The 24,957-nt window shown below is 61.0% G+C and carries 27 protein-coding genes; all 27 read left to right on the top strand.

Annotation, left to right across the window (positions count from 1 at the left end):
- Positions 1–13 precede the first annotated feature (13 nt).
- The 27 genes from RBQ93_RS05355 (at position 14) to RBQ93_RS05225 (ending at position 24,957) form a co-directional block, all read left to right on the top strand.
- Positions 14–841: a phosphoribosylformylglycinamidine synthase subunit PurQ gene (locus RBQ93_RS05355; protein WP_320371007.1), complete on the top strand. Its 828-nt coding sequence runs from the start codon at positions 14–16 to the stop codon at positions 839–841.
- Positions 838–2,265, top strand: coding sequence for an amidophosphoribosyltransferase (gene purF / locus RBQ93_RS05350; RefSeq protein ID WP_320371006.1), 1,428 nt, complete (start codon positions 838–840; stop codon positions 2,263–2,265). The genes RBQ93_RS05355 and purF overlap by 4 nt, the downstream gene beginning before the upstream one ends.
- On the top strand, positions 2,262–2,813 hold the full coding sequence (pyrE, locus tag RBQ93_RS05345; protein WP_320371005.1) for an orotate phosphoribosyltransferase: 552 nt from the start codon (positions 2,262–2,264) through the stop codon (positions 2,811–2,813). Before purF ends, pyrE begins: the two co-directional genes overlap by 4 nt.
- Positions 2,810–3,559: a TlyA family RNA methyltransferase gene (locus tag RBQ93_RS05340; RefSeq protein WP_320371004.1), complete on the top strand. Its 750-nt coding sequence runs from the start codon at positions 2,810–2,812 to the stop codon at positions 3,557–3,559. The genes pyrE and RBQ93_RS05340 overlap by 4 nt, the downstream gene beginning before the upstream one ends.
- A complete protein-coding gene (locus RBQ93_RS05335; RefSeq protein WP_320371003.1) occupies positions 3,552–3,896 on the top strand; it encodes a histidine triad nucleotide-binding protein in 345 nt (114 codons plus the stop codon). Before RBQ93_RS05340 ends, RBQ93_RS05335 begins: the two co-directional genes overlap by 8 nt.
- Before the next feature lie 3 nt (positions 3,897–3,899).
- Positions 3,900–4,091 (top strand): hypothetical protein, encoded by a 192-nt coding sequence (locus RBQ93_RS05330; RefSeq protein WP_320371002.1) that lies wholly within the window; start codon positions 3,900–3,902, stop codon positions 4,089–4,091.
- The gene (locus RBQ93_RS05325; protein WP_320371001.1) at positions 4,081–4,308 is read left to right on the top strand and encodes a 4Fe-4S dicluster domain-containing protein; all 228 of its coding nucleotides are present in this window, start codon (positions 4,081–4,083) and stop codon (positions 4,306–4,308) included. The genes RBQ93_RS05330 and RBQ93_RS05325 overlap by 11 nt, the downstream gene beginning before the upstream one ends.
- Before the next feature lie 178 nt (positions 4,309–4,486).
- Positions 4,487–4,783, top strand: coding sequence for a hypothetical protein (locus RBQ93_RS05320; RefSeq protein WP_320371000.1), 297 nt, complete (start codon positions 4,487–4,489; stop codon positions 4,781–4,783).
- A 249-nt stretch (positions 4,784–5,032) separates the two neighbouring features.
- Complete coding sequence (gene rpsB / locus RBQ93_RS05315) at positions 5,033–5,806, top strand: 30S ribosomal protein S2 (protein ID WP_320370999.1); 774 nt, start codon at positions 5,033–5,035, stop codon at positions 5,804–5,806.
- Positions 5,807–5,866: 60 nt separating this feature from the next.
- A complete protein-coding gene (tsf, locus tag RBQ93_RS05310; RefSeq protein WP_320370997.1) occupies positions 5,867–6,793 on the top strand; it encodes a translation elongation factor Ts in 927 nt (308 codons plus the stop codon).
- A 59-nt stretch (positions 6,794–6,852) separates the two neighbouring features.
- Positions 6,853–7,572, top strand: a complete 720-nt coding sequence (gene pyrH, locus RBQ93_RS05305; protein ID WP_320370996.1) for a UMP kinase — start codon at positions 6,853–6,855, stop codon at positions 7,570–7,572.
- 2 nt (positions 7,573–7,574) lie between these two features.
- Entirely contained in the window at positions 7,575–8,132 is a 558-nt protein-coding gene (gene frr / locus RBQ93_RS05300) for a ribosome recycling factor (protein WP_320370995.1), read from the top strand.
- 1 nt (position 8,133) lies between these two features.
- The gene (locus tag RBQ93_RS05295) at positions 8,134–8,880 is read left to right on the top strand and encodes an isoprenyl transferase (RefSeq protein WP_320370994.1); all 747 of its coding nucleotides are present in this window, start codon (positions 8,134–8,136) and stop codon (positions 8,878–8,880) included.
- A gap of 3 nt (positions 8,881–8,883) precedes the next feature.
- Entirely contained in the window at positions 8,884–9,684 is an 801-nt protein-coding gene (locus tag RBQ93_RS05290) for a phosphatidate cytidylyltransferase (RefSeq protein WP_320371028.1), read from the top strand.
- Positions 9,684–10,844, top strand: coding sequence for a 1-deoxy-D-xylulose-5-phosphate reductoisomerase (gene dxr, locus RBQ93_RS05285; protein WP_320371027.1), 1,161 nt, complete (start codon positions 9,684–9,686; stop codon positions 10,842–10,844). Before RBQ93_RS05290 ends, dxr begins: the two co-directional genes overlap by 1 nt.
- Positions 10,845–10,849: 5 nt before the next feature.
- Positions 10,850–11,974 (top strand): RIP metalloprotease RseP, encoded by a 1,125-nt coding sequence (gene rseP / locus RBQ93_RS05280; protein ID WP_320370993.1) that lies wholly within the window; start codon positions 10,850–10,852, stop codon positions 11,972–11,974.
- Positions 11,974–12,663, top strand: coding sequence for a tRNA (adenosine(37)-N6)-threonylcarbamoyltransferase complex dimerization subunit type 1 TsaB (gene tsaB, locus RBQ93_RS05275; RefSeq protein WP_320370992.1), 690 nt, complete (start codon positions 11,974–11,976; stop codon positions 12,661–12,663). The genes rseP and tsaB overlap by 1 nt, the downstream gene beginning before the upstream one ends.
- 65 nt (positions 12,664–12,728) lie before the next feature.
- Positions 12,729–13,892, top strand: coding sequence for an ADP-forming succinate--CoA ligase subunit beta (gene sucC, locus RBQ93_RS05270; RefSeq protein WP_320370991.1), 1,164 nt, complete (start codon positions 12,729–12,731; stop codon positions 13,890–13,892).
- 14 nt (positions 13,893–13,906) lie between these two features.
- Complete coding sequence (gene sucD, locus RBQ93_RS05265; protein WP_320370990.1) at positions 13,907–14,779, top strand: succinate--CoA ligase subunit alpha; 873 nt, start codon at positions 13,907–13,909, stop codon at positions 14,777–14,779.
- A 148-nt stretch (positions 14,780–14,927) separates the two neighbouring features.
- Positions 14,928–18,470 (top strand): DNA polymerase III subunit alpha, encoded by a 3,543-nt coding sequence (dnaE, locus tag RBQ93_RS05260; protein ID WP_320370989.1) that lies wholly within the window; start codon positions 14,928–14,930, stop codon positions 18,468–18,470.
- Between the two features lie 154 nt (positions 18,471–18,624).
- Positions 18,625–19,584 (top strand): acetyl-CoA carboxylase carboxyltransferase subunit alpha, encoded by a 960-nt coding sequence (locus RBQ93_RS05255; protein ID WP_320370987.1) that lies wholly within the window; start codon positions 18,625–18,627, stop codon positions 19,582–19,584.
- A gap of 69 nt (positions 19,585–19,653) precedes the next feature.
- Positions 19,654–20,043, top strand: a complete 390-nt coding sequence (locus RBQ93_RS05250) for a YbaN family protein (protein ID WP_320370985.1) — start codon at positions 19,654–19,656, stop codon at positions 20,041–20,043.
- Between the two features lie 202 nt (positions 20,044–20,245).
- A complete protein-coding gene (locus RBQ93_RS05245) occupies positions 20,246–21,058 on the top strand; it encodes a pseudouridine synthase (RefSeq protein WP_320370984.1) in 813 nt (270 codons plus the stop codon).
- Between the two features lie 6 nt (positions 21,059–21,064).
- Positions 21,065–22,981 (top strand): DUF3488 and transglutaminase-like domain-containing protein, encoded by a 1,917-nt coding sequence (locus RBQ93_RS05240; protein WP_320370983.1) that lies wholly within the window; start codon positions 21,065–21,067, stop codon positions 22,979–22,981.
- Positions 22,982–23,087: 106 nt separating this feature from the next.
- Complete coding sequence (locus RBQ93_RS05235) at positions 23,088–23,540, top strand: iron-sulfur cluster assembly scaffold protein (protein WP_320370982.1); 453 nt, start codon at positions 23,088–23,090, stop codon at positions 23,538–23,540.
- Complete coding sequence (locus RBQ93_RS05230; protein WP_320370980.1) at positions 23,537–23,950, top strand: DUF302 domain-containing protein; 414 nt, start codon at positions 23,537–23,539, stop codon at positions 23,948–23,950. The genes RBQ93_RS05235 and RBQ93_RS05230 overlap by 4 nt, the downstream gene beginning before the upstream one ends.
- Positions 23,951–23,976: 26 nt before the next feature.
- On the top strand, positions 23,977–24,957 hold the full coding sequence (locus tag RBQ93_RS05225) for an SLAC1 anion channel family protein (RefSeq protein WP_320370979.1): 981 nt from the start codon (positions 23,977–23,979) through the stop codon (positions 24,955–24,957).

Genomic DNA, 24,957 nt, shown 5'->3' with positions numbered 1-24,957 from the left:
AGGCTGACATACTATGAACCCAACACGCGCGCTGGTCATTACCGGCAACGGCACCAACTGCGAGATGGAGGCGGCCCACGCCTGCCGTCTGGGCGGCTTCGACGAGGCCCGCATCGCCCATATTGCGGAGCTCCTCTCCGGCGAGGTTCGGCTTGACGACTACCACTTCCTGAACCTGACCGGCGGTTTCCTGGACGGCGACGACCTGGGCAGCGCCAAGGCCCAGGCCAACCGGCTGAAGAACGCCAGTGTAGCCGGCAGCAACGAAAAACTGGTGGAGCAGTTCACCCGTTTCATCAAGGCCGGCAAGCTGGTGCTGGGAGTCTGCAACGGCTTCCAGTTGATGGTCAAGATGGGCATGCTGCCGGCCCTGGACGGCACCACCCTGACCCAGACCGTGACCCTCTGTCACAATGATTCAGGCCGTTTCCAGGACCGCTGGTGCTACCTGAAGGTTGATGCTGCCTCACCCTGCGTCTTCACCAAGGGGATCGACCAAGGGATCTACCTGCCGGTGCGCCACGGCGAGGGCAAATTCCTGACCGACACCCCGCAGACCCTGGAGCGGATCGAGGCCGGCCACCTGGCGGTGCTGAAATACTGCGACGCCGACTACAGCGCCCCGACCATGGAGTTCCCGGCCAACCCCAACGGCTCCACCAATGCCATCGCCGGCCTGTGCGACCCCACTGGCCGCCTGATGGGACTGATGCCCCACCCGGAGGCTTTTGTTCACTATACCCAGCACCCCCGCTGGACCCGCGAACAGTTGCCGGAAGCCGGCGACGGTCTGATCCTGTACACCAACGCAGCCGAATTTGTGAGGAACAACCTGCTATGAAGATCTACCGCCCGGAAGAAGAATGCGGCGTGTTCGGCATCTACGGCCACCCCGAGGCCGCCAACCTGACCTACCTGGGTCTGTACGCCCTGCAGCACCGCGGCCAGGAGAGCTGCGGCATCGTCTCCTCCGACGGCAGCGGCCTACATGCCCACAAACGGATGGGCCTGGTGGCCGACGTGTTCGGCAATCAGCAGGTGTTTGAGAAACTGCCCGGCACGTCATCCATCGGCCATGTTCGCTACTCCACCGCCGGCGCCTCGGTGGAGAAGAACGTCCAGCCGATCATGGTGGACTACTCCCGCGGTTCTATTGCGGTCGCCCACAACGGCAACCTGGTCAACGCCCACCTGCTCAAGGCAGAACTGGAGGCCTACGGCTCCATCTTCCAGACCACCATGGACACCGAGATCATCATCCACCTGCTGGCGGTCTCCCACACCCACTCCCTGGTGGACCGGATCATTGATGCGCTGAAACGGGTCAAAGGCGCCTACTGCCTGCTGTTCCTGACCGAGACCCGCATGATCGCGGTGCGGGACCCCAACGGCTTCCGGCCTCTGTGCCTGGGTAAACTGGGTGATAGCTGGGTGGTGGCCTCGGAGAGCTGTGCCCTGGACCTGATCGAAGCGGAATTCGTCCGCGAGGTTGAACCGGGCGAGATGCTGATCTTCACCAAGGACGGCCAGATGCAGTCCCTGTTTCCGTTCAAACCGGTGGAGCCGACCCCCTGCATCTTCGAGTTCGTCTACTTTGCCCGTCCTGACTCGAACATCTTCGGCAAGAACGTCTACCAGGTGCGCAAGGAGCTGGGTCGCCAACTGGCCCGCGAACATGCCATCGACGCCGACATCGTCATCCCGGTGCCCGACTCGGGTGTACCGGCCGCCATGGGCTATGCCGAGCAAGCAGGCATCCCGTTCGAGCTGGGACTGATCCGCAACCACTACGTGGGCCGCACCTTCATCGAACCGGCCCAGGCTATCCGCCACTTCGGGGTCAAGATCAAGCTCAACCCGGTGCGCGAGCTGTTGAAAGATAAGCGTGTGGTGGTGATCGACGACTCCATCGTGCGGGGCACCACCTCCCGCAAGATCGTCAAGATGGTGCGCAACGCCGGCGCCAAGGAGGTCCATATGCGCATCTCCTCCCCCCCCACCAGCTACCCCTGCTTCTACGGCATCGACACCCCCAACCGCAAGGAACTGATCTCCTCCTCACACACCATCGAGGAAATCCGGCGCTACATCACCGCCGACTCCTTGGGCTACCTGAGCGAGGAAGGCCTGATCAACGCCACCGGCCTGGGCCACCGGGATTTCTGCACCGCCTGTTTCACCGGCGATTACCCGATCGGCTTCCCGGCGCCATCACAAAAACCCCAGATGGGTCTATTTGAAGGAGAGGAGTACAAAGAGCAATGACCGACCGCGAGAAGTTGAAACAGATCATCCTGGAGCTTTCCTACGAAAAACGGCTGGTGACCCTGGCCTCCGGCCGCCAGAGCGATTTCTATTTTGATGGCAAACAGACCACCCTGCACGCTGAAGGCGGCCTGCTGGTGGGCAAGCTGTTCTACGAGGCGATCAAGGACGTACCTGGCGTACAGGCCGTGGGCGGCATTACCCTGGGGGCCGATCCGATCGCCACCGCCACCTCAATCGCCGCCTGCCTGGACGGCAAACCGCTGCACGCCTTTATCATCCGCAAGGAGCCCAAGGGACACGGCACCGGCCAGTGGCTTGAGGGCCGCAAGAACCTGCCTCCCGGCACCAAGGTGGTGATCGTGGAGGACGTGGTCACCACCGGCGGCTCATCCATGAAGGCAGTCAACCGCGCCAAGGAGGAAGGGCTGGACGTGCTGGGCATCGTCTCGCTGGTGGACCGTGAGGAAGGCGGCCGTGAAAACATTGAAGCCGAAGGCTACTGGCTGAAGACCATCTTTACAAAGAGTCAACTTGTCAGTGCATGAGCAGCAAGCTGCGCCTTGACAAGCTAATGGTTGAGCGAGGCCTGGCCCCTTCCCGCGAGAAGGCCCAGGCCTTGATCATGGCCGGCCAGGTGGTGGTGGGGGATCACGCCGCACAGAAGGCCGGCCAGCAGGTTGCAGCCGATGTCGAGATACGGATCAAGGGCGAGCTGCTGCCCTATGTCAGTCGCGGCGGCCTCAAGCTGGAAAAAGGACTGGATCAGTTCGGCATTGACCCGTCCGGCAGGACGGCCATTGACGTGGGCGCCTCCACCGGCGGCTTCACTGATTGCCTGCTGCAGCGAGGAGCAGCACAGGTCTATGCCGTGGATGTGGGCTACGGCCAGTTGGCCTGGAAACTGCGCGAAGACCCGCGGGTGGTGGTGCTGGAAAAGACCAACATCCGCCACCTGCAACCGGATCAGCTTGATCCGCTGCCGGACCTGGCGGTGATCGACGCCTCCTTCATCTCGCTCAACCTGGTGTTGCCGCCGACACTGTCGCTGTTGAAACGGCCGGCCGAGGTGGTTGCCCTGATTAAGCCCCAGTTTGAGGTGGGCAAGGGGGCGGTGGGCAAAGGCGGCATTGTACGGGACCCCCGGCTGCACGACGAGGTGTTGTCCAACATGGAGCGCCTGGCCGCTGAGCTGGGCGCCGAGCTGTTGGGCATCTGCGATTCACCGATCAGCGGCGCCGATGGCAACCGTGAGTTTCTGATGGGACTGAGACGAGGAGCACACCATGAGTGACTGCATCTTTTGCAAGATCATCGCCGGACAGATCCCGGCCAAGAAGGTCTATGAGGACGAGCTGATGGTGGCGATCGAGGATATCGCCCCCAAGGCACCGCTCCACCTGCTGCTGCTGCCCAAGCGGCATTTCAGCAACTGTCTCGACATGGAGCAGCAGGACGAGGCAACGGCAGGTCACCTGCTGCGGGTAGCCGGCCAGCTGGCCCGCGAACGGGGTCTGGACCAAGGCGGCTTCCGGCTGGTACAGAATAACGGCGCCGATGCCGGCCAGACCGTGTTTCACCTGCACATCCATCTGCTGGCCGGACGAGAATTTGCCTGGCCTCCAGGGTAGCCCGTGACCAAACAACCTGCCCATACAGCCAAGAACAACGCCGCTCCCAACAAGCTCTGCGCTGGCTGCCGGCGCAGTTGCAAGCAGCCCTCGTTCGCCCTGATCTCTTCCTGTCCGCGCTACTATCCACTGCGCAAAAAGCAGCAGGTGATCAAAGAGTGGAAACAACCGGAACTGTTCGGCGATGCTAACTGAACCGCCGATCCTGGCCGTTGCCCGCTGCTCGGGCTGTGGCCGCTGCGTAGCCGCCTGCCCCGAGCGAATCATCACCCTTACGACAACAAACCATCGCAAACGAGCCACGGTAAACGATGCTGGCCGTTGCACCCTGTGCGGACGTTGCATTGCCGCCTGCCCGCTGCTGATGCCCAGACTTAATGAAAATTATCATGCAACGTTGCTGATAGGTTGACGTCGCTGAAACTTACGCTATACTCACCTCAACAGTTGCCAATAAAAACGTGCAGCGACACAACAAAGCCCCATACAAACAAACGTTTAACCAACATTAGCTGCAACATGCAGCTGCAACACCTTCAGTTCAGTTACCCTACTCGGCCGCTTCCGGCGGCTCATCACAGGAGGAGCATATGAAAAAGCTGTGCGCAGTTGTTGTGCTGGTCGTGCTGACGATGTCCAGCAGCCTGGTGTTTGCCGGCACCGTCCGGATGATCGGCACCGTCACCAACATCAAGATGCTGGGTAACGTCGCCGAAGTCACCCTCAAAGACCGCAAGACTGAAGCACCGATCATGCTGCAGGTCACCAACCCGATGGAGCTGGAAAAATATCGCGATCGCAAGATTCGGGTGGGCGACGAGCTGCGGATCATCTATGACGGCGACACCAAGATCATGAAACGGGCCCAGAAGACCGCCGGCTGCTAACCCTCTCCGGCAGATATGCACAAGAGACCTGCACAAGACCCGGATGGGTCTTGTGCAGTTTAGTTTCCAGCTGGCTCCAGTCACGTCGTGCCATCTCACCTGCACACCTTTTCCCTTGATTTTCTTAGTGATGTTGTGATAAAAAATCCTGCTTTTCAATTCACACGCCCCGAGTAAAAAACCGGCGGTGTCCCTTGTGACGTGCAGGGATTAAAGACGGGGCGGAGGAAAAAACCAAAGGAGATTAGTATGTCAAGTATCAGCATGAAGGAACTGCTGGAGGCCGGCGTCCACTTCGGCCACCAGACCAAGCGTTGGAACCCCAAGATGAAACCCTACATCTTCGGGGCACGGAACGGCATCTACATCATCGACCTGCAGAAGACCGTCCGCTACTTCAAATCCGCCTACAGCTACGTCAAAGATTGCGTTGAGCAGGGCAACAGCGTCCTGTTCGTCGGCACCAAGAAGCAGGCCCAGGACTCGGTGGCCGAAGAGGCATCGCGTTGCGGCCAGTACTATGTCAACCAGCGCTGGCTGGGCGGCATGCTGACCAACTTCTCCACCGTCAAGCAGAGCATCGAGCGCCTGAAAAAACTGGACGCCATGTTCGAAGACGGCACCATCGATGCCTACACCAAAAAAGAGGCGCTCCAGATGGACAAAGAGCGCGATAAGCTGCAAAAGGTGCTGGGTGGCATCAAGAACATGCACAAGCTGCCCGGCCTGATGTTCGTGATCGACCCCAAGAATGAGGAGATCGCCGTACAGGAAGCCAAGAAACTGGGCATTCCGGTGGTGGCCATTGTTGACACCAACTGCGACCCGGATATGATCGACTACGTGATCCCCGGTAACGACGACGCCATCCGTGCCATCCGCCTGCTGTCGGCCAAGATCGCTGACGCCGTGCTGGAAGGCTCCGAAGCCCGCAACACCGCCCTGCAGAGCAACGCCGAAGGCGCCGACGAGCTGGAGGCCGCCATGGGTGACAACGTGGCCTGCGAAGCCAGCGCCGACTAATCGCAGTTTACACATCAGATTACAAACGACCACCGTGTGTGGTTCGGAGGATAGACGAACATGGCAATCACCGCTGCACAGATCAATGAACTGAGAAAGACCACCGGCGCCGGGATGCTGGATTGCAAAAAGGCCCTGGAAGAGGTGGGCGGCAACATGGAGCAGGCCGTCGACTACCTGCGCAAGAAGGGTCTGGCCGCTGCCTCCAAGAAGGCCGGTCGCGCCGCTACTGAGGGCATGGTAGCCACCGCCCTTTCGGCAGACGGCAAAAAGGGTGTACTGGTCGAGATCAACAGTGAGACCGACTTTGTTGCCAAAAACGACAAGTTCCAGGACTTTGTCAAACAGGTGGCCGACCACGTCCTGCAGAAGGACCCGGCCAACATGGACGCCCTGCTGGCACAAGCCTTTGCCGGCGACGCAGCCAAGACCGTTCAGACCCTGCTGACCGAGGCGATCGCCGTGATCGGCGAGAATATGCAGATCCGTCGTTTTGCCAGCTTCAGAGTAGCCGGCAACGGCATGGTTGGTTCCTACATCCACGCCGGCGGTAAGATCGGCGTGCTGGTTGAGGCTGCCTGCGAAGGCGCCACTGACGAGCGGCTGGCTGCCTGCCTGCGCGATGTGGCCATGCACGTGGCCGCAGCCTCCCCTTCCTACCTGCAACGCAGTGAAGTGCCGAGCGACGTGCTGGATCGCGAGAAGGAGATCTACCGCGACAAGGCCCGCCAGACCGGCAAGCCGGACAACATCATCGAGAAGATCATCGAAGGTCAGGTCAACAAGTTCTACGGCGACATCTGCCTGGTGGAGCAGGCCTTTGTAAAGGATCCGGACAAGTCGGTCCAGAAGTACCTGGACGAGACCGGCAAGGCCTTGGGTGGCGCCATCACCCTCAAGCGCTTCACCAAGTTCGTGCTCGGTGAGGGGTTGGAAAAGAAGGAATCGGACTTTGCCGCCGAAGTGGCGGCGGCGGCCGGACTCTAAGTAGCCGAGAAGCCGGCCCGAAAGGCCGGCTTTTTTCTTATCAAGGGGGGAGATGACCTATGTCGCGACAGTCCTACAAACGGGTACTTCTGAAACTGTCCGGTGAATCCCTGGCCGGGGATCAGGGCTACGGGATTGATCCCGTCACCATCAACGCCATCGCCGCCGAGATCAAAGAGGTGATGGACGACGGGATCGAGCTGGCCTTGGTGATCGGCGGCGGCAACATCTTCCGCGGCCTGGCTGCCTCTTCCAAAGGGATGGACCGGGCCAGCGCCGACTACATGGGCATGCTGGCCACCGTGATCAACTCGCTGGCCATGCAGGACGCCCTGGAGAAGATTGGCGTCTCGACCCGAGTCCAGTCGGCCATCGCCATGCAGGAAGTGGCCGAGCCCTACATCCGCCGCAAGGCGGTACGCCACCTTGAAAAAGGACGGGTCGTGATCTTCGGGGCCGGCACCGGCAACCCCTACTTCACCACCGACACCGCTGCCAGCTTGCGGGCCATGGAGATCAACGCCCAGGTTATCCTGAAAGGGACCAAGGTAGACGGCGTCTACTCGGCCGACCCAAAAAAAGACCCCAGCGCCAAACGCTACGACGAACTGACCTACATCGAGGTTCTGCAGCAGGGCCTGCAGGTGATGGATGCTACCGCCACCTCGCTCTGCATGGACAACCATCTGCCGATCATCGTCTTTGACCTGACCACCCCCGGCAACATCAAGAAGGTGATCGGCGGCCAGACCATCGGCACCATCGTCCAAGGAGACTGACCATGCCCAAAACCGTCATTACCGACATGAAGGCCCACATGGATAAGACCGTGGAGGACCTGCGCAAAGAATTCCTGAAAATTCGCACCGGCCGCGCCAACATCGCGCTGCTTGATGAGGTGCGGGTGGACTACTACGGCAATCCGGCCACCCTCTCCCAGGTGGCCAACCTGGCGGTGCCGGAACCGCGCACCATCACCATCACCCCTTGGGAATCCAAGATGATCGGCCCGATTGAAAAGGCGATCCTGAACGCCAACCTGGGTCTGACCCCCGGCAACGACGGCAAGCTGATCCGCCTGACCCTGCCGCCCTTGACCGAGGAGCGCCGCAAGGAGATCGTCAAGGGGCTCAAAAAAATGGATGAGGACCATAAGGTGGCGGTCCGCAACATCCGGCGCAAGGCGATTGACGAACTGAAAAAACTGGAGAAGGACAAGGCGATCAGCGAAGACGATCTCAAGAAATTGGAGAAAGATGTGCAGACCGCCACCGACGCAGTCATCGCACGTCTGGATGAAATCCTCTCCCACAAAGAGAAGGAGGTCATGGAAGTCTGACATGATGGAGCTCGATCCGACCAAACTGCCCCGCCACTTGGCGATCATCATGGATGGCAACGGCCGCTGGGCGCAGGAGCGGATGCTGAAGCGGATCGTAGGACACCAGCGAGGTGTGGAAACGGTGCGGATGGTGGTGGAGCAGGCCTCCCTGCTGGGCATTCCCTACCTGACCCTGTTTGCCTTCTCGTCCGAGAACTGGTCCCGCCCAGCGACCGAGGTGCGGGCCCTGATGACCCTGCTCAAAAAATTCGTCCGCTCCGAGACCAGCCGGATGATGAAGCATAACATCCGCTTCAATGTGATCGGCAACCGCTCTGAGATGCCGGACGACATCAACCAGGCCCTGGATGAGGCGTTGGCCAAGACCGCCGCCAACAGCGGCATGGTGCTGACCCTGGCCCTGTCCTACGGCGGCCGCCAGGAACTGACCCGCGCAGCGGCCATGATCGCCCGAGAAGTGGCCAGCGGAGGACTGCGACCAGACCAGATTACCGAGGAACTGCTGGCACGGCACCTGGACACTGTCGGCCTGCCGGATCCCGACTTCCTGATCCGCACCAGCGGCGAGATGCGAATCAGCAACTTCCTGCTCTGGCAGCTGGCCTACACCGAACTGTACTTCACCGAGATCAACTGGCCCGATTTCACCATCAGCGAACTGTATCGCGCTTTGGCCGATTTCCAGGCCCGTGAGCGCCGCTTCGGCAAGACCAGCGCCCAGATCAAGCTGACCCAAAGGAGCTGACCTATTCTACGCCTGCTGACTGCCCTGGTACTGCTGCCGGTCGTGATCCTGACCATTGTCAAAGGATTGCCGTGGCACTTTGCCCTGCTGCTGTCGTTGTTTACCGCAGTGGGGCTGCATGAATTCTTTGCCATGGCACTGCCGGATCGCAAAGGAGAACTGCTGCCCTTTGCCCTGTACGGCGCCTTGGCAGTGTTTACCCCGCTGCTGTCCGACGGGCGGCTGTTCATCATGGCCGGCGCCGGCTTTTTCCTGCTGGCCGCCTTCCACTTCCTGTTCCGTCTGCAGAATATGGAAAGCGTGGCGCGCGACGTCAGCCTGGTGGTAACTGCCTACCTGTATGTACCCTTTCTGCTGGCCCACCTGGTGATGCTGCGTCTGTTGCCCGACGGCAGCTCCTGGTTGCTCGTAATCATGCTGATCGTGATGACCAACGATACGGCCGCCTATTACATCGGCAGCGCCATCGGCAAACACCGGCTCTACCCGGCCGTCAGCCCTAAAAAGAGCGTCGAAGGCGCCCTCGGTGGGCTTTTAGGCAGCCTGGGCGGCACCCTGCTGGCCAAGTTCACCTTCTTTGGCTCCTTGAGTTACGTCGACGCCGTGCTGGCAGCCGTGCTGATCGGCGTCACCGGCCAGTTGGGCGACCTGTTCGAGTCACTCTTGAAGCGCAGCTTCGGGGTCAAGGATTCCGGCGCCATCCTGCCGGGCCACGGCGGGGTGCTGGACCGGCTGGACAGCATCATCCTGGCCGCGCCGGTCACCTACTACTTTGCCATCTACCTCTGCGGGAGGTTTTCGTGATGAAGCAGATCGCCATCCTCGGCTCCACCGGATCGATCGGCGTCAGCACCCTGGAGATCGTAGCCAGCCATCCGGATACGTTCAGGGTGGTGGCGCTGTCGGCCGGCAAGAACCTTGAGCTGTGCGCACGCCAGGTACGGCAGTTCAGGCCCAAGTTGGTGGCAGTGGCCGATCCCCATGACCTGCCCCGCCTGCGGGAGCTGCTTGACGGCCAGGACGTTGAGATCACCGGCGGTCTTGAGGGGTTGTGTGCCGTAGCTACTGCCGACGGTGTCCAGATGGTGGTGGCCGCCATTGTCGGCGCTGCCGGGCTGGTGCCCACCGCCGCCGCGATCCGGGCCGGCAAGGATGTGGCCCTGGCCAACAAAGAAACCCTGGTCACCGCAGGGCACCTGTTCATGGAACTGGTGGCCACACACCAGGTCAAGCTGCACCCCGTAGACAGTGAGCACAGTGCGGTATTTCAATCCATTACAGGACACCGCAATCAGGATATCACCAAGATCATCCTGACCGCCTCCGGCGGACCGTTCCGCGAGACCCCCCTGGAGCGACTGAAGACCGTCACTGTGCAAGACGCACTCAACCATCCCAACTGGAGCATGGGGCGCAAGATCACCATCGATTCCGCCACCATGATGAACAAAGGCCTGGAAGTGATCGAGGCCCGCTGGCTGTTTGATGCGCCGGCCGACAAGATCAGTGTCAATATCCACCCCCAGAGCATCATTCACTCGATGGTGGAGTATGTGGACGGCTGCGTGATCGCCCAGCTGGGGATGCCGGACATGAAGGCCCCCATTGCCTACGCCCTTTCCTACCCGGCGCGGGTCAGCAGCGGGATCAAACCGCTGGACCTGACCGAGCTTTCGGGGCTGACCTTTTTCAAACCCGACCTGGAGCGTTTCCCCTGCCTGGGGCTGGCCTACCGCGCCCTGGGTGAAGGGGAAAGCATGCCGGCAGTGATGAACGCCGCCAACGAGATTGCCGTAGAGGCCTTTCTGGAGGGACGCATCAGCTTCCTGCAGATCGCCCGGGTGATCGAACAGACCATGGACCGTCACCAAGCCCACCGCCTGTCCTCCATCGATGAGGTGCTGGCGGCCGACCAGTGGGGCCGCGAGGCGGCCCGCGCCATCTGCACAACCATGACAAGGTAAAGCTCATGATACTTCTTTATTTCATCATTGTTCTCGGCATCCTGATCTTCGTCCATGAACTGGGGCACTTTCTGGTGGCCAAGTGGCTCGGCATCCGGGTGGAAAAATTCTCCCTGGGTTTCGGCCCCAAGCTGATTGGCTGGCACTGGGGAGACACCGAATATCTGCTGTCGGCCTTCCCGCTGGGGGGCTACGTCAAGCTGTTCGGCGAAGGCGGCTTTGAAGAAAACGAGATGATCGAGAAGGACTATGAGCCGTCAGCTGAACGGCTGCCCCAGCGTCCCGAATTACAACTCAGTGATGAAGACCGTGCCCAGTCTTTTGCCCACCGCCCGGTCTGGCACCGGATGTCGGTGGTCATCGCCGGCCCGGCCTTCAACATGCTGTTTGCCTGGCTGCTGCTGGTGCTGCTGTATCTGGTCGGCATGCCGATCATGAAGGCCACCATCGGCGAGGTGTTCAAAGACAAGCCGGCCGCCCGGGCCGGCCTGCAGACTGGCGACCTGATCACCGCCGTCAATGGACGCCCGGTCCGCCAATGGGAAGATTTCTCGGCAGAAATGGCCAAGGCCAGGAATGAGGTGGCCATCACCATCCTGCGCAAGGAGCAGACCGCCCTGCTGCGCATGACGCCGGAACTGAGCGAAGCCAAAAACCTGTTCGGCGAGACCATCCAGAAACCGATCGTGGGGGTCAGCCCGGCCTATGATGTGGTCACACAGCGCTTTGGATTGCTGGATGCGATACAGCTGGGCAACGCCAAGGCGGTGGAAGTAACCAAGTTGACCGTACTCTCGCTGGTGAAGCTGGTGCAGGGCATTGTGCCGCTCAAGACCGTTGGCGGCCCGCTGATGATTGCCGACATGGCCAACAAGGCGGCAGCATCCGGCGGCCCCACCTTCTTCCTGCTGCTGGCTGTGGTTTCCATCAACCTGGGCATCCTCAACCTGCTGCCGGTGCCGGTGCTGGACGGCGGCCACCTGATGTTCTACACCGTTGAGCTGATCATCCGCCGACCAGTGCCGCAAAAAGCGCGCGAATATGCACAGCAAGCCGGCATGCTGCTGTTGATCGGTCTGATGGTGCTGGCCTTTTATAACGACATCATGCGCTACTTCATCAGTAACTGATGCTGACCCTCTGCCTGGACACCGCCACTGGCCCCAGCAGCATCGCCATCAGCCGGGACGGCCAGGTACTGGCAGCATCAGTGGTGACAGCGCCGGGCAAACGACAGAACGCCTGGCTGCTGCCTGAACTTGAGCGGCTGTTAGGCACCTGCGAACTCGACAGCGCCCAGATCGACCTGTTTGCCTGCGCCAGCGGCCCTGGCTCCTTCACCGGTGTCCGTACCGGGGTTGCCACCATCCAGGGCCTGGCCCTGGCCCACGCTAAGCCCTGCATCGGCATCTCCAGTCTGGCCCTGCTGGCCATGCAGCTGCCCTACGCCGCTCACCCGGTCTGCCCCCTGCTGGATGCCCGCAAGAACGAGGTCTACGCCGGCCTCTACCATTGTCATCCTTTGCCGAAGCCACTGCGCGACGACTGCGCCCTGCCTCCGGCGGCATTCCTGCAGCAACTGTCCAGCACCACCATCTTTGTGGGCGACGGCGCCATCCGCTACCGCCAGTTGATCGAAGAGCTGCTGGGAGAGCGGGCCCTCTTCGCCCCGCCTTCTCACACCATCCCCTCTGCCGCACATGGCGCTCTGCTGGCCGAGGCCGCCTTCCGGCACGGTGCGGCATCCACGCCGGAGCACCTGCTCCCCACCTACCTGCGCCTCTCCGAGGCCGAACTCTCCCGACAAAAAAAGATCTAAGCTCATTGCTTGAAGCCGCTCCGAAGGCTGGTATACTCCCCACATCGTTACCATGAGGAGTTGCCATGAATATCCATGAGTACCAGGCCAAAGAGATCTTAAGCACCTACGGCATCCCGGTGCCGCGCAACCGGGTGGCACTGACCGCCGACCAGGTGGAACGAGGCGCTAAGATGATGGGCGGCCACTGTGTGGTCAAGGCCCAGATCTATGCCGGCGGACGGGGCAAGGCCGGCGGGGTCAAGGTGGTCCACCATCCCGAACAGGCCGCCGAGCTTGCCAAAGAACTGTTCGGCAAGCGGCTGGTCACCCCCCAGACCGGTCCGGAAGGGCTCAAGGTGCGCCGCATCCTGGTGGAAGAGGCGGTGGAGATCGCCCGCGAATTTTACCTCTCGATCACCCTTGACCGCGAACAGTCGCGCTACTGCCTGATCGCCTCGGCCGAAGGCGGGGTGGAGATCGAGGAGGTGGCCAGGAAGGCACCCGAAAAGATCCATATGCTGACCATCGACCCCTTCACCGGCCTGCGCACCTACCAGGCCCGCAAGATCGCCCTGGCGCTGGGGCTCACCGGCGGGGTCTGCGAGGACTGCGTCGAGCTGATCCTGAACCTGTACAAATGCTGTCTGGAAAAGGATTGCTCCCTGGTGGAGATTAACCCCTTGGTGGTGACCCGGGCCGGCTGGCTGTTGGCCATGGACGCCAAGATATCCTTTGACGACAACGCGGTCTACCGCCATCGCGAATACCCGGACATGGTGGACTACTCCCAACTGGACCCGCTGGAGATCACCGCCGGCAAGTACGACCTGGCCTACATCAAGCTGACCGGCAACATCGGCTGTATGGTCAACGGCGCCGGTCTGGCCATGGCCACCCTGGACGTGCTGAAGGAATATGGCGGTGAGCCGGCCAACTTCCTGGATGTGGGGGGCGGCGCCACCCGCGAAAAGGTGGCCGAGGCCTTCAAGATCATCCTGCAGGACAGCGACGTGCAGGCGGTGTTCGTCAACATCTTTGGCGGCATCATGCGTTGCGACGTGATCGCCCAGGGGATCATCGAGGCGGCCAATGAGGTCAAATGTCTGCTGCCGATCGTGGTGCGGATGGACGGCAGCAATGTGGAGGACGGCAAGCAACTGCTGCTGGAATCGGGACTCAACGTGCAGATCGGCGACAACCTGGGTGACGGCGCCCAGAAGATCGTCGCCATGCTGGCCACGGCCTAAGAGGGACTACGACCATGTCGATTCTGATCAATAGCAACTCCAAGATCCTGGTACAGGGGATCACCGGCAAGAGCGGCCTGTTTCACACCCAGCAGTGCCGGGCCTACGGCAGCCAGATCGTGGCCGGGGTCACCCCCGGCAAGGGTGGCGTGCATATCGAGGGCATCCCGGTCTTTAACACGGTGGAGGAGGCGGTGCACTACACCGGCGCCACGGTCTCGATGATCTTTGTGCCGCCTCCCGGTGCAGCTGACGCCATTCTGGAGGCCTGCGACGCCGGTCTGGAACTTGCGGTCTGCATCACCGAAGGGATTCCGGTGCGCGATATGGTGCTGGCCCGCGCCATCCAGGAACGCAGCAAGACACTGCTGGTGGGGCCCAACTGTCCCGGTGTGATCACTCCCGGCCAATGCAAGCTGGGCATCATGCCGGGCTACATCCATACCCCCGGCAAGGTGGGGGTGGTCTCCCGTTCCGGCACCCTGACCTACGAGGCGGTCAAGCAGCTGACCGATCTGGGGCTGGGTCAGTCCACCTGCGTCGGCATCGGCGGTGACCCGATCATCGGCATGAAGTACATCGATGTCCTGAAGCGGTTCAACGACGACCCGGAGACCGAGGCGGTCTTCATGATCGGCGAGATCGGTGGCGGGGCCGAAGAAGAAGCAGCGTACTGGATCCAGGAACATATGAAGAAGCCGGTGGCAGCCTTTATCGCCGGAGTTACCGCCCCCCCCGGCAAACGGATGGGACACGCCGGCGCCATCATCACCGGCGGCAAAGGTAAGGCCGAGGACAAGATCCGCACTCTGCAGGAATGCGGCGTGGTGGTCTCCACCTCCCCCACCCGGATGGGTGAGGCCATGCAAGAGGCCATCAAAAAATAACCGCAATCACCCCGCAGCATTACGCGCCAAGCCGCGTATTTGCGCTGTTCAGCACGATTGACAGCTGCGGTCGCCGTGGGGCATACTAGGTGCCAACTTTACCGAACGGGATCTCGCCATGAGCTCCCGTTCACACTTTGGATGCCCCATGGATGCAGCAACCGACACACCGACAACGACCACCCCCTTTGTCCACCTGCACCTGCACAGCCAGTACTCGCTCCTGGACGGCGCCATCCGGATCGAGGACCTGGTTGCCAAGGCCAAGCAGACCGGCATGTCGGCCCTGGCCATCACCGACCACGGCAATATGTTCGGTGCGGTGGAATTCTACCTGAAGTGCAAGAAGGCCGGCATCAAGCCGATCATCGGCTGCGAAGTCTATCTGGCCCCCGACTCCCGCTTTTCCAAAGACGCCAAGGGTATCTCCGAGGCGGCCTACCACCTGATCCTGCTCTGCGAAAACATGGAGGGTTACCGCAACCTCTCCTACCTGACCTCAGCCGGCTACAAGGAAGGCTTCTACTACCGCCCCCGCATCGACCGCGAACTGCTGGCCCAGCACAGCGCGGGCCTGATCGCCCTGTCGGCCTGCCTGAAGGGGGAAGTGGCCATGCAGTGCGGTCGCAACCGGATGGATGATGCACTGGAGACCGCCCGCTGGTACAGCGAACTGTTTCCCGGCCGCTACTACATCGAGCTGCAGGAAAACACCCTGCCGGAGCAGGACGTGGTCAACCAACGGCTGCTGGAGGTGGCCCGCACCCTCAACCTGCCGCTGGTGGCCACCAACGACTGCCACTACCTCAACCGGGAGGATGCCAAGGCCCACGAGGTGCTGCTCTGCATCCAGACCGGCAAAACCATGTCCGACCCGACCCACATGCGCTTCTCGGCCGACGAGTTCTACGTCAAGACCCCGGAGGAGATGGCGGCCGCCTTTGCCTACGCGCCGGAGGCGGTCACCAACACGGTCGCCATCGCCGAACGCTGTAATCTGGAACTGCCGCTGGAAAAGGAATACTACTTCCCCCACTATGAACCGCCAGAAGGCAAGACCCATGACGAGCTGCTGGAACAACAGGCCACCGAGGGGCTTCAACAGCGTCTGGTAACCATCCGCGCCAAACACCCCGAGATGACGCCGGAGCAGGAGCAGGCCTACTGGGACCGCCTGCGGATCGAGCTGGACTGTATTCGACAGATGAAGTTCCCGGCCTACTTCCTGATCGTGGCCGATTTCATCAACTGGGCCAAGTCCCAGGGCATCCCGGTGGGGCCCGGCCGGGGCTCGGCCGCCGGCTCGCTGGTGGCCTACGCCATCAAGATCACCGACCTGGACCCCCTGCCCTACAACCTACTGTTCGAACGCTTTCTGAACCCGGAACGGATCTCGATGCCTGATATCGACGTCGACTTCTGCCAGGACCAGCGCGAAAAGGTGATCGAGTACGTGGTGGAGAAGTACGGCCGGGAGCGGGTCTGCCAGATCATCACCTTCGGTACCATGAAGGCCAAGGCGGTGGTGCGAGACGTGGGCCGGGCCTTGAGCATGGCCTACGGCGACGTGGACCGGATCGCCAAACTGATCCCGGACGACCTGAAGATGACCGTGCCCAAGGCCATCGAGCAGGAACCGCAGCTGCGGGAGTTGCGTGACAGCGATCCGCAGATCAAGGAACTGCTGGAGACCGCCATCTGCCTGGAGGGGCTGGCACGCCACGCCGGCACCCATGCCGCCGGGGTGGTGGTGGCCCCGGACCGGATGGAGGAGTTCCTGCCGGTCTATAAGGATCAGAAGACCGGCTCGATCAACACCCAGTACTCAATGAAGTACGTCGAGATGGTGGGACTTGTGAAGTTCGACTTCCTGGGCCTCAAGAACCTGACCGTGATCCAGAACGCGGTGCGGCTGGTGCGGGAGGGCAAGGACCCCGCCTTCGACATCACCCTGCTGCGTGACGATGACCAGGCCAGCTACGACCTGATCTCGGCCGGCAATACCACCGGCATCTTCCAGCTTGAATCCAGCGGCATGAAAGAGATGCTGGTCAAGCTCAAACCTTCCTGCTTCGAGGATGTGATCGCGGCCTGCGCCCTCTACCGTCCTGGCCCCTTGGGCTGCGGCATGGTGGACGAATTCATCGAGCGCAAGCACGGCCGCCAGAAGGTGGTCTACGACCTGCCGCAACTGGAGCCGATCCTGAAAGACACCTACGGGGTCATCGTCTATCAGGAACAGGTGATGCAGATCTCCCGTTCCCTGGCCGGCTATTCCCTGGGCCGCGCCGACCTCTTGCGCCGCGCCATGGGCAAGAAGGACCCGGCGGTCATGGCCAAGGAAAAGGAGCCGTTCCTGGCAGGGGCCAAGGCCCAGGGGATCGATCCCAAGAAGGCCGAGGCGATCTTCGACCAGATGGCCAAGTTCGCCGAATACGGCTTCAACAAGTCCCACTCGGCGGCCTATGCCCTGATCGCCTACCAGACCGCTTATTTAAAAGCCCATTACCCGGTAGAGTTCATGGCAGCCCTGCTCTCCTGTGACATGGACAGCACCGACAAGGTACTCAAAAGTATCAGCGACTGCCGCGAGCAGGGGATCGAGGTGCTGCCGCCCGATATCAACGCATCGGGCCAGTCCTTCACCGTGGTGGGCAACTCAATGCGTTTCGGTCTGGGTGCCGTGAAAGGGGTCGGGGGCGGCGCGGTGGAGTCGATCATCGAGGCCCGTAAGGACGGCTTGTTTACCGACATCTACGACTTCTGCGAGCGGGTCGATCTGCGGCGGGTCAACAAACGGGTGCTGGAGGCACTGATCAAATGCGGCGCCTTTGATTCGCTGCACAAGTGGCGGGCCCCGGTGATGGCCGTGCTGGATGACGCCATGGCCTCTGGCCAGCGTTTTCAGGAGGAGCGGGACAGCGCCCAGGTATCGCTGTTCGGCGACCTGCCCGAGGTGGCTGCCAGTCGCACCAACCGCAAGCTGCCCACGGTGGGCGAGTGGCATGACAAGGAAAAACTTGGCTTTGAGAAGGAGGCGCTGGGCTTCCTGATCACCGGCCACCCGTTGGATCGCTATGCAGCGGACATCAAGCGCCTGGCCAGCGCCGAGATCGCCCGACTGCTCGAACTGGCGGACAACAGCGAGGTTCGCATCTGCGGCGTGGTGACCCTCTTCCGGGAGATCATGACCAAAAAGGGCGACCGGATGTGCTTTGCCACCCTCGAGGACCTGACCGGTTCCATCGAGATCACCGTCTTCCCCGATGTGTATGCCGAGTGCTGTTCGCTGCTCAAAACCGATGATCCGCTGCTGGTGACCGGCAAGCTGGAGCGGGGTGAAAAGGGCTGCAAACTGCTGGTGATGCGCACCAACGGCCGAGATAGTCGCAAAAACGGCGCCAGTGCACCGAACGGCGACATACGGCTGCTGCTGGAGGCACAGGCCCAAAGCACCACCCGGGTCAGCCTTGCGCTCAGATTGGCCGAGCTTTCAACTGATCAGCTGTCATCGCTACGGGGCGTGATTGAACGACATGCCGGCAGCTTGCCGCTGACGCTGCAGTTCGAGTCTCCCAGCCGATTCATGGCACTGCAGCGACTGCCCGACGACCTGAAGGTGGCGGCCAGCGATGAATTTAGGCTGGAAGTGGAGCGGCTGGTCGGCTATAATGCCGCGATCTTCGAGTGAATGGTCTTTTTCCGCCCCGACCGCGTCAAGCGGCAGCCTTACTTGTGCGACGTACTTCCGTGTACGTCTCCGCGTAAGGCCTTGCTTGCCGTACCCGGAACGAAAAAATCCTCATTCCTTACCTGATGCCAAATTATTTTTGTGAGGTTACCTGATGGCAGCCACTGTGTATCTGGAATTTGAAAAATCGATTGCCGAGCTTGAGAAGAAGATCGAGGAGTTGCGCGCCCTGAACGGTGGCAGCGAACTGAACCTGACCGACGATATCAGCTCACTGGAAAAACGGGTGGAGCAGGAACGCCAGGAGATCTTCAACAACCTCTCCCGCTGGCAGAAGGCCCAGGTGGCGCGGCATATCAACCGCCCCTTCACCCTGGATTACATCAAGCACCTGTTCACCGACTTCAACGAGCTGCACGGCGACCGCAACTACGGCGACGACCACGCTATCGTGGGCGGCCTGGCCCGTTTTGATGGCCAGCCGGTGATGGTGGTGGGCCACCAGAAGGGGCGGGACACCAAGGAAAAGGTCTTCCGCAACTTCGGCATGCCCAACCCGGAGGGCTACCGCAAGGCGCTGCGCCTGTTCCGGATGGCTGAACAGTTCAACCTGCCGATCATCACCTTTGTGGACACCCCCGGCGCCTACCCCGGTATCGGCGCCGAAGAGCGTGGCCAGGCCGAGGCCATTGCCCGTAACCTGCGCGAGATGGCTGAGCTGACGGTGCCGATCATCGTCTGCATCACCGGCGAAGGCGGTTCCGGCGGTGCCCTGGCCGTTGCCGTGGGCAACCGGGTAGTGATGCTGGAGCATTCGGTCTACGCCGTGATCTCGCCGGAGGGCTGCGCCGCCATCCTCTGGTCCGACGGCACCAAGGGCCCCCAGGCCGCCGAGGCCCTGAAGCCCACTGCCCAGGACATCATCGGTCTGGGGGTGATCGACGAAATCATCCATGAGCCGGTGGGCGGCGCCCACCGCGACCACGAGGCCACTGCCCAGGCACTGGGCTCGGCCATCCGTAGCCACTTGGCTGATCTGAAGGCCATGAGCAAGGAAGAACTGGTTGAAGATCGCTACCAGAAGTTCCGCGCCATGACCCAGATGGCGGAATAGCGTCCTGCGGACACGAACAGGATACAGAGGGGTGCCTGTTGTGCGGCGCCCTTCTGTCGTTTCAGGCCGATGAACGATCGCCATCCACTCCTGCGCTGGCTGCTGATCGCCCTGGGACTGCTGGCCACCGGCCTGGGGGTAGTGGGCATCTTCGTGCCGCTGTTGCCCACCACTCCCTTGCTACTGCTGGCTGCCGCCTGTTTTGCGCGCAGCTCTGAGCGGTTTCATGACTGGCTGGTGCAACACCGCCACCTGGGACCGATCATCGGCGGCTACCTCGATGGCAGCGGCATACCGCTCAGGGCCAAACGGACCGCCATAGCGCTGGTGCTGCTGACGTTACCGCCATCCGCCCTGCTGCTGGTACCGGCGGTCTGGCTGAAGGCGCTGCTGATTCTACTGGCAGCTGGCATTATCTGGTATCTGCTGCGACTGCCGACCCGCTGTGAGGAGCCATGAACCGCAAACTGCTCAAATTCATCTTTCTGACCGTCGCCGGTGCCCTGGCCGGTGGCCTGTTGGGCTGGCTGGCACGCTGCACCGGCAGCGGCTGAGCCATGCTGGGCAGCCCCTGGTCAGGGGCCCTGTACGGCGCCATTGCTGGTTTCGCCATTGCGCTGACCCCAGATGACACCACCAACGAAAAACCTAAGGACCAATCATGACTGAACGTCTGCAAAAGATCATCGCCGCCGCCGGCATCACCTCCCGCAGGGCTGCCGAAGAGCTGATCCTGGCTGGCCGGGTGGCGGTGAACGGCAGCGTTGTTACGGAACTGGGTGCCAAGGCCGATCCGGCAACCGACCAGATCACCGTGGACGGTGCGTTGGTTAAACCGGCTGAAACCCTCTACTATGTGCTGCTACATAAACCGGCCGGTTACGTCACCAGCCTGAAGGACCCCCAGGGAAGACAGCTGGTGACTGAACTGGTCACAGGTGTTAACGCCCGACTCTATCCCGTTGGCCGGTTGGACTATAACTCTGAAGGTCTGTTGCTGCTGACAAACGACGGCGCCTGGGCTAACCGGCTGATGCATCCCCGCCACCAGGTGGACAAGGAGTATCATGTGCGAGTGCGGGGTAAGGTGGATCAGCAGCAGATCAGACGACTGAACGACGGCATTGAGCTGGAAGACGGACCGGTAAGCGGCGCCACGGTACGCCTGCTGAAGACCGATCAGAACAACGACTGGCTCTCGGTCACCATCCGTGAAGGACGCAACCGCCAGGTGCGCCGCATGTGCGCCGCCGTTGGACTGTCGGTGGTCAGACTGCGGCGGATCCGTTACGGCAACCTGACCCTGGGCGGCCTCAAGCCAGGTGAGTATCGTCTGCTGACCACGCAGGAGGCCGCTGAGCTCGACGGGCCGCCGCCGGTACGCTCAGCACGCCCCGGTTCTGCCGAGGTCCGCACCAAGGCCAGACCGGAGCGTCCCGCGCCACCTCGCCGCCCACCGTCCCGCGTACGGTAAGACACCATGAGCCTCGAGCTGCCCCGCCTGATACGTCTGTTGGGGTACGGCATCGCCCTGCTGGGAGCCGGCTCACTCTTCCCCCATCTGCCGTTGCTGCCGCGCCTTGTGCTGGTGGCAGGACTGGCCGCCGGCCTGTACGCTGAACGCAGAACAGCACCGCTGGTCCCGCACCTGCCCCTGACCATCAGCTCGATCCTCTTGTTCCTATGGTACGCCGTCCAGTTCAGCCGCGCCAACCCGGCTCTGCCGGTGGTCAGCATCCTGGCGATAGTGCTGGGCACTCGGCTGGCTGCCGAAAAGACCGTTCGCACCTGGCTGCAGACCAGCGCCATCGCCCTGTTCTGCCTCTCATCCTCCAGCCTGTTCGATCTTGGCCCTCGTTTTCTGCTGCTGTTATCCCTGATGCTGCCGATGATCGCCCTGCTGCTGGTGCTGCTCACCTTTCAGGCCGCCAACCAGCCGCTCACATCACATGGTCTGCGTCAGGCATCACTGGCAGGACTGCTGATCCCTGTGACCGCGCTGGCACTCACACCGCTTTTTTTTCCGATCCTGCCCCGCACCCAGTTTCCGCTCTGGAACTTCATTCAGCAGGTGGGCGGGAGCCAACCAACAGGATTGGCTGACACGGTAACTCCTGGCACCAGCTCACAGATAGCGGAGAGTGGACAACTGGTCTTTCGTGCTGAAATGCCGCGCATCGCTGCCAACCAACTATACTGGCGCGGACCGAGCTTCAGTCGGCTGGACGGCCTGCGCTGGCTGCAGGATTCTCCTGCCGCCGCAGCGCAACCGCCCAGATCGACTGCCCCCCCCATACGTCAAATCATCACCATGGAACCCGGCAGTTCTCGCAGACTGCTAGGATTGGATCTGCCCATCTCCTTTCAGCATCCCAACGGCAGCACCATCCCCTGGGCCTTCTGGAACCGTCCCCTGCCCTCTTCACGACGTCTGCGTTATCTGGTTCTTTCTACTTTTACGCCTCCACCAACGATTGCTGAGCAGGCCTTGACCAGCCTGTCCCAGCTGCCGAACGAAACGCCACAAAGAGTACGGCAACTGGCTCAACGGCTTCGCCGATCCGGCGCCACTGACCAGGAACGTCTCGCTGCTCTGGAAGCCTGGTTCCGCAGCAACGGCTTCAGCTACAGCCGCACCAACCTGCCCACCGGCGATGACGCCCTGGAGCGCTTCCTCTTTGAGACCAGGAGCGGCCACTGCGAATTTTTCGCCTCCGCTTTTGCCCTGCTGGCCCGTGGTTCAGGTCTACCAACCCGACTGGTGGGCGGCTATTACGGCGGTGAATACAACGATCTGGGCGGTTACTACCGGGTAGGCGAAGAGCGTGCCCATGTCTGGGTGGAGGTCTGGCTACGCAAGAGTGGCTGGCAACGCATCGACCCCAGCAGCTTTTCGATCAATGCCGATGCCGCCTTAGGCGAACCGCGCCGGCGATCGCTGATGCTCCGGTTACGCCTGGTGCTGGACTCGCTCGATCACACCTGGAACTCAGCCATCATTACCTACGACTTCGAGCGTCAACTGCAGGCAGCCGGCAAGGCACACAACCGGTTACAGTCGCTCAGACTGAAAGACCTCGGCCCCTTTGGTTTAGCGCTTGCCCTGCTGGCTACCGTCGCGCTTGGTTATCGGACAACGCTGCAACTGCGCCGCAGCGGCCTGCTGGATCGTAATACCCGGTTGCTGCGCCGCTTTCGGCGGGCAGTTGAACGCAGTCACGGCATCCCCCGCACCGCCCAGCTGGGCCTGATTGATCTTGCCCGTCAGATTGATCACCCACAGGTACACGCATTCGTTACCCTCTACGCCCGCAGCCTGTATGGCAACCAGCCGCTCACCAGAGCTGAATTCAGACAGCTTGACCGTCTTGTCAAAAACGGCTTTGGGCCCCGATAACAGCCGCCACCATCTCTTTTTTTGTGCATATACACAAAAAACTTGACGCAGCTCGCCGGCCGAGCGTATTGTGCATATGCAAACAATCCAGTTCCCAGAGAGACCCATGTTCGCGAACTACACACCTGCCGTGCTTGACCACGCCCGTAACCCACGCAACGTAGGCAGCATCGATGACGCAAATGTCGTTGTGCAGGTCGGTGATCCCGACTGCGGCGACACGCTGCTGCTGTTCATGAAGATCGAAGATGACTGCATCGCCAACGTCAGCTACCTGATCAAGGGCTGCGGCGCAGCCATTGCCACCGCCTCGATTGGCAGCGAATTGGTCAAAGGTAAATCCCTGAACCAGGCGCTGCTGGTGACCGACCAGACCGTGACCGACGCCTTGGGCGGCCTGCCCGATGACAAGGAGCATTGTTCAAACCTGATCGCCTCGGCGGTGCATGCCGCCATCAGCCAGTACATCAGCACCGTCACCGGCGAGGCAGCGCCGATCAGTTTCGAGGTAGACATGGCTGCGGCTGACCGCCAGAAAACCCAAGGAGATGCAGCATGAGCCCCTGTGCACAACTCTACCGTGCCGAGACCGGAAAAGCGGTCTGGCAATTTGTCGCAGACCTCAAAGAAAACGGCCTACAACATGGCTTGTTGATCCACAACGAAGACCATATGGAGATGGCCAACACCTTCGGCTCCCACGGCGTCCAGGTGGCGGATGGTTTCGACCTACATATGATCCAGGTCTGCAAACCTGAAAAAGCGGCCGGCAGCCTGCAGAAGAACCCAGAACGGGCAGCCCTGATGCCTAAGTTCATCACCGTCTTCAGTGCAGCCGGACGCACCCAGGTCCGCTTCCTACGCTTGAACCGTGAAATGATCGAGGAGTTGGTACACGACGCAGAATTTGCGGTTTCCGTCGGCGCAACCTACGACGAGATCGAGCGCGTCATCCAGGAATCACTGTAAACCAGACAAATCGAAGGAGCAGGTTCATGTCTTCAGCAGAACACCACGAAACAACAGTCAGTCGCCTGTGCAACTTTCACATCACCTTCTTTGCCATCGTACTTGGTCTGGCCGGCTTTACCCTTGCAGTGCAAAAAGCAGCTGGCCTGTTGCATAACCTGCACCCGGCCAGCACCGTTTTATTATTCGTCACCGTGGCCCTGTTCTGCCTGGTTGGCGTGATCTACCTCTACAAAGGACTGCGCTGCCCCGGAGCGATCGCCAAAGAAGTCAACCATCCGATAAAGATCAATTTTTTCCCACTGGTGGCCAAAATTTTGCTGGTTGTAAGTGTGGTGTTGCTTGAACGCAACATGACCGCCTCATATTACAGCTGGCTGGTCGGGACGGTTCTGCAATTCATCGCCTCAATCTACATCATCACCGAATGGCTACAGCACGACCGCTTCAAGATCGAGCATATGACACCGGGCTGGTTCATCCCGATTGTCGGCTCGATCATCATCCCGATAGCCGGTGTCAAGCACGGCTTTGTGGAGCTTTCCTGGTTCTTCTTTAGCGTGGGCCTTATCTTCTGGTTGATCCTGCTGGTGATTGTGCTCTACCGGATGTTCTTCCATGCCCCGATTGCCGAGAAGTTGATGCCGACCCTGTTTATCCTGTTCGCCCCCCCAGCCATCGGCTTCATCGCCTACGTGCGCCTGACCGGCGGCGGACTGGATGCCTTTGGCAGGATCCTCTACTACTTTTCACTGTTCATGTTCTTCCTGGTGCTGTACTCACTGCCGCGGCTGCTCAAGATCCGTTTTTACCTGTCATGGTGGGCCTATTCCTTCCCAATGGCGGCTAAAGCGCTGGCTTCGTTCCTGATGCTAAGCCTGGTCAGCAGCCCGTTCATCAGTTTCATTGCCTGGTTTGAGCTGGCTCTACTGACCCTGATCATTCTGGTGTTGACCTACAAGACCGTGCAGGCCATCAGCAGAAACGAAATCTGCGTAGAAGACTGA

This window comes from Trichlorobacter sp. (assembly GCF_034008105.1).
In the GTDB taxonomy this organism is placed as follows: Bacteria; Desulfobacterota; Desulfuromonadia; order Geobacterales; family Pseudopelobacteraceae; genus Trichlorobacter.
Note: the sequence above shows the minus strand (reverse complement) of the source record. Positions and strands in the feature narration are given on the sequence as shown.

Coding starts and splice junctions, on each gene's coding strand:
- RBQ93_RS05355 (WP_320371007.1), top strand. CDS start 14: ATGAACCCAACACGCGCGCTGGTCATTACCGGCAACGGCACCAACTGC.
- purF (WP_320371006.1), top strand. CDS start 838: ATGAAGATCTACCGCCCGGAAGAAGAATGCGGCGTGTTCGGCATCTAC.
- pyrE (WP_320371005.1), top strand. CDS start 2,262: ATGACCGACCGCGAGAAGTTGAAACAGATCATCCTGGAGCTTTCCTAC.
- RBQ93_RS05340 (WP_320371004.1), top strand. CDS start 2,810: ATGAGCAGCAAGCTGCGCCTTGACAAGCTAATGGTTGAGCGAGGCCTG.
- RBQ93_RS05335 (WP_320371003.1), top strand. CDS start 3,552: ATGAGTGACTGCATCTTTTGCAAGATCATCGCCGGACAGATCCCGGCC.
- RBQ93_RS05325 (WP_320371001.1), top strand. CDS start 4,081: ATGCTAACTGAACCGCCGATCCTGGCCGTTGCCCGCTGCTCGGGCTGT.
- RBQ93_RS05320 (WP_320371000.1), top strand. CDS start 4,487: ATGAAAAAGCTGTGCGCAGTTGTTGTGCTGGTCGTGCTGACGATGTCC.
- rpsB (WP_320370999.1), top strand. CDS start 5,033: ATGTCAAGTATCAGCATGAAGGAACTGCTGGAGGCCGGCGTCCACTTC.
- tsf (WP_320370997.1), top strand. CDS start 5,867: ATGGCAATCACCGCTGCACAGATCAATGAACTGAGAAAGACCACCGGC.
- pyrH (WP_320370996.1), top strand. CDS start 6,853: ATGTCGCGACAGTCCTACAAACGGGTACTTCTGAAACTGTCCGGTGAA.
- frr (WP_320370995.1), top strand. CDS start 7,575: ATGCCCAAAACCGTCATTACCGACATGAAGGCCCACATGGATAAGACC.
- RBQ93_RS05295 (WP_320370994.1), top strand. CDS start 8,134: ATGATGGAGCTCGATCCGACCAAACTGCCCCGCCACTTGGCGATCATC.
- dxr (WP_320371027.1), top strand. CDS start 9,684: ATGAAGCAGATCGCCATCCTCGGCTCCACCGGATCGATCGGCGTCAGC.
- rseP (WP_320370993.1), top strand. CDS start 10,850: ATGATACTTCTTTATTTCATCATTGTTCTCGGCATCCTGATCTTCGTC.
- tsaB (WP_320370992.1), top strand. CDS start 11,974: ATGCTGACCCTCTGCCTGGACACCGCCACTGGCCCCAGCAGCATCGCC.
- sucC (WP_320370991.1), top strand. CDS start 12,729: ATGAATATCCATGAGTACCAGGCCAAAGAGATCTTAAGCACCTACGGC.
- sucD (WP_320370990.1), top strand. CDS start 13,907: ATGTCGATTCTGATCAATAGCAACTCCAAGATCCTGGTACAGGGGATC.
- dnaE (WP_320370989.1), top strand. CDS start 14,928: ATGGATGCAGCAACCGACACACCGACAACGACCACCCCCTTTGTCCAC.
- RBQ93_RS05255 (WP_320370987.1), top strand. CDS start 18,625: ATGGCAGCCACTGTGTATCTGGAATTTGAAAAATCGATTGCCGAGCTT.
- RBQ93_RS05250 (WP_320370985.1), top strand. CDS start 19,654: ATGAACGATCGCCATCCACTCCTGCGCTGGCTGCTGATCGCCCTGGGA.
- RBQ93_RS05245 (WP_320370984.1), top strand. CDS start 20,246: ATGACTGAACGTCTGCAAAAGATCATCGCCGCCGCCGGCATCACCTCC.
- RBQ93_RS05240 (WP_320370983.1), top strand. CDS start 21,065: ATGAGCCTCGAGCTGCCCCGCCTGATACGTCTGTTGGGGTACGGCATC.
- RBQ93_RS05235 (WP_320370982.1), top strand. CDS start 23,088: ATGTTCGCGAACTACACACCTGCCGTGCTTGACCACGCCCGTAACCCA.
- RBQ93_RS05230 (WP_320370980.1), top strand. CDS start 23,537: ATGAGCCCCTGTGCACAACTCTACCGTGCCGAGACCGGAAAAGCGGTC.
- RBQ93_RS05225 (WP_320370979.1), top strand. CDS start 23,977: ATGTCTTCAGCAGAACACCACGAAACAACAGTCAGTCGCCTGTGCAAC.